Origin of the sequence: Streptomyces katrae (assembly GCF_000966975.1) — a bacterium.
In the GTDB taxonomy this organism is placed as follows: Bacteria; Actinomycetota; Actinomycetes; order Streptomycetales; family Streptomycetaceae; genus Streptomyces; species Streptomyces katrae.
The window spans coordinates 1-3,010 of sequence record NZ_JZWV01000275.1 but is presented as its reverse complement, the minus strand read 5'-3'; the positions used below and the strand labels follow the sequence as shown (position 1 = coordinate 3,010).

Below are 3,010 nucleotides of genomic sequence, written 5' to 3'. Positions count from 1 at the left end.
GGCGACATCGTCGACCAGAAGACCGATGGCAAGCACAGTGCCACGATCGTCACGGCCGTCGACGAGGCCCAGGATCTTATGGAGAACCTGGCGAAGAAGGACTAACTCCCCGTACGCAGCCCGTAGTCGGGCGGGGCGGGGTGTCGGCGGGCAGGCCGGACAGGACCCGCAGGGCGTCGTTGCGCGGGAGCAGGGCGCCCTCGGGGCGGGCGACGGGTTCGAGGGCGACGAGGGGTTAGCCCGCGGCGGCCAGCCGATGCCGAAGATCCTCCTCCGGGCGGCTGGCCGGCCCGAACCGGCCGTGGTCCCACATCAACATCGCCTGGTCCACGATCTCCCGCGGCTCCCACCCGCACACGTCCACGAGCTCCCCGGCCAGCGGGCCGCCAACCGACTCGACATACACGTGCCCCGGCCGAGGGCCCGGCTCAGGACCATCCCGGTCCGACCGAACACCCATCGGTCCCACCACGCAGAATCCACCCGCCCGCCCTCCCACCCCCGGTGAGCACCCGGGGGCGGGATCCCCAATACGGCCGGATCGCATGATCCGACCTCGGACTACGCGGTACCGCGGTGGCAGCTGAACGTCTTCCGCTCCCTGTTCCTCGCTTCCGCTCCCTGTTCCTCGCCCGCCGCGCGAAGAACGCGCCACGACCGACGCCCACCTTTCCGTGTGGTGCCGCTGCTCCGGCCGGCCCAACCTGCGGCACGGCCCCCGCACACTCCGCCCGGCCTGTGCTCGGGTGTCGGTGTGAGTACCGGCCGGTTCCGCCCTGCCGCCACGTGTCCCACCGCGTCGCGAGACCAGGCGCGGGCGGCCCTTCCCCCGGGAGGAGACTCCTTGAACCCCCTCCGCGCATGGCGCGCAGCAGCGCTCGGCATGCTGCTCGCCCCGGTGGTCCTAGGTTCCTTCGCACCCTCGTCCGCCGCATCGCAGCCGCGCGAGCTGCTTGTTCCCTCCGCCGCCTATCCGACCGTCCAGTCCGCGGTCGACGCCGCGCACCCCGGAGACCGCATCGCCCTCCGGCCCGGCGTCTTCCGGGAGCAGGTGAGGATCGGCAAGGACCTCACCATCACAGGTGCCGGCGCCGGCAAGAGCACGATCCTGGCCCCGGAGCATCTGGTGACGGGCCCCGATGGCCTCAACTCGATCGTCTTCCTCGACAACCGGGCCTCCGTGCGCATGTCCCGGCTCACGGTGAGCGGGCCGGGATCCGGCACCTGCGAGACGGGCGCCCTCGGAGCCGGCATCCGAGTTCTGGGCGGAGCACACCTGGACCTCAGCCACGCGGAGGTGTCCCACATCAAGGACACCCCCATGGCCCCGTGCTTCCGCAGTGCCAACTCCGTCCTCATCGGGGACCTGCCCACCGGTACGGGGTCGGCAGACATCAGGGATTCCAGGATCACGGACTATCAGGGCTCCGGCATCGTCGTGCTCAACGCGAGCTCGAAGGCCACGGTGCTCCGCAACACCGTCACCGGCCAGAAACGCATCTCCACCGACGGCATCGAGTTCATCGATGCGACCGGCAGGATCGAGCAGAACACCGTGAGCGACAACGCCTGCCGCGAACCGGATCCGGGCTGCGGCACGGACTTCTTCACCGAGATCCAGCACGCCGGCATCCTGGCCAACACGGGGAACGTCGTCACCGGGAACCGCCTCGTCGGCAACCAACTGGGCATCTACGCCTTCGGCACGGTGGACACCAGTCGCAACACCATCGTCGACAGCGACTACTTCGGGATCGCCTTCCAGGACGGCACGTTCACCGCGTTCAAGGACAGCATCCGGGGCGGCGCGGGCGGCGTCGCGGTGATCGCCTCGGCCGTCGACACCACCGCGCGCCTGGACCAGGTGAGAATCACCAAGGTGTCCGGCGACCGGATCCGGACGTTCGAGTGCTGCGGGTTCACCGCGAAGGTGACGCCCCCGCGTCAGTGACCTGAGTAATCGGCGGGTCGGCGGCCGGGCGGGGTCGGTGCGTCGGCAGAGGCTGAAGCCCGAGCCGTCAGCACGTTGACGGTGTAGGGGTGGCCGGGCCCGTGCGCGGCGCGGAACAGGGTGCGGTGCGGCCGGCGGGGGCGGCCCGCCGCGGCCGTGCGCACGGCCGGCCAGTCCACCGAGGGTGAACCACATCCTGGAGCGCGATGTCATCGGCGGGCTACCCGCCAAGTCCGCACGCCGGGTGCCGCCCCGACGCAGCACTCCGGCCGGCCTCCCCAAAGCCGTGCGGGAGGAACGGACAGGTCGTGATGCTGGTGGCCGCGTCGGCGCGGCGTGCCGGTCACACCCGTGGCTGATCCGGCGCGCCCGCGTCCTCCAGCCGGAACGACCGAAAGCGCTACCCGGTCCCGCGCACCCCGACCGTCCCCCGACGGGGTGTAGCCAGCCCCCACCACGCCACGGCCGGGCACCCCCGCCCGTGTGGCCGGGCCCGAGTCGGCCCCGCCTGATCGGAAGAGCGGGGCAGGCCCATTCGGCCAGGTCATGGGCGGGCCGCCCGTCATGCGGTCCAACCTAGGGGATGTGATCTTCGTCCTATCCGGCCGTTGAACCGCGGCCGGCCACGGGCCGTCATGTGGGTTGAGCGACGTGATCATCGCGTCCCTGATGGAGGAGACCTCTTATGACCGGCAAGCTCGTCACCAGGCTGTCCGTGGCCGCTGCGTCGACTTTCGCGGCCGTGGCCCTGTTCGGGGCCACACCCGCCCTGGCCGCCACCGCAGGCGACGATGAGCAGGCACAGCAGATCCAGCAGGCGCAGGAGCACCTGCGGGATGCCGAACGCGAGGCCGATCCGGAGGCCGCCGCGGAACGCGACACCGAGCGCCGGATCGCCGCGGACAAGCGAGACATCGAGGACGGCCTCGCGGGGAACGGCAATCGGGCAGCCCAGGCTGCCGAGGACCTGCAGGCCGTCGCCGACGAGCAGGACGCCGCGGAGGGGGACTCCGAGTCGGAGTAACAGATCGGGCATCGGTCTGTCTCTTATACACATCT

Annotated in this window: 3 protein-coding genes; all 3 read left to right on the top strand. The window is 71.1% G+C overall.

Translation table 11 applies throughout. The features are described from left to right. Window positions 1–6: 6 nt before the first annotated feature. The 3 genes from VR44_RS48805 to VR44_RS11575 all read left to right on the top strand — a co-directional run bounded on the left by VR44_RS48805 (window position 7) and on the right by VR44_RS11575 (window position 2,975). Complete coding sequence (locus VR44_RS48805) at window positions 7–105, top strand: Rv0909 family putative TA system antitoxin (protein WP_342669311.1); 99 nt, start codon at window positions 7–9, stop codon at window positions 103–105. Window positions 106–844: 739 nt separating this feature from the next. Further along, window positions 845–1,951 carry a right-handed parallel beta-helix repeat-containing protein gene (locus tag VR44_RS11580; protein WP_157880276.1) on the top strand — a complete coding sequence of 369 codons (1,107 nt, stop codon included), beginning with the start codon at window positions 845–847 and terminating at the stop codon, window positions 1,949–1,951. Between the two features lie 685 nt (window positions 1,952–2,636). Next, complete coding sequence (locus tag VR44_RS11575) at window positions 2,637–2,975, top strand: hypothetical protein (protein WP_045947354.1); 339 nt, start codon at window positions 2,637–2,639, stop codon at window positions 2,973–2,975. The last annotated feature ends 35 nt before the right edge of the window (window positions 2,976–3,010 follow it).